This is a genomic window from Bacillus sp. GbtcB10 (assembly GCF_019091365.1).
GTDB classification, from domain to species: Bacteria; Bacillota; Bacilli; order Bacillales; family Bacillaceae; genus Bacillus; species Bacillus altitudinis.
Genome location: NZ_JAGXJP010000198.1, coordinates 1 through 265, shown reverse-complemented (window position 1 = coordinate 265; position 265 = coordinate 1). Strand labels below are relative to the sequence as shown.

Here is a 265-nt window from a genome sequence, read left to right as displayed (position 1 = left end):
TATATGAAAGGGGATAATATCAGAAACCTTTGCTTTCTTTTTTTATGTAAGAACAGGGAGAGTAGGGTTTTAAGATGAAGGGGAAGTTGCAAAAAATTCATCCGTTAGGAATAACAATTATAATAGGGACTTTATTTGCGAGGTTTGCCACGTCAATGAGTATTCCTTTTTTAGCAATTTATTTAACGACTGTGAAAGGTGTATCAGCAGGAATGACGGGTGCTATTATCGGAATGAGTGCACTTGTTGGGGTGTTTGCTAGTTT

At 36.6% G+C, this 265-nt stretch carries 1 pseudogene; it reads left to right on the top strand.

Going from position 1 to position 265, the window contains the following annotated elements:
• Nucleotides 1-74 precede the first annotated feature (74 nt).
• Nucleotides 75-265, top strand: a pseudogene (locus tag KVT11_RS20070) (MFS transporter); the annotation flags it as partial.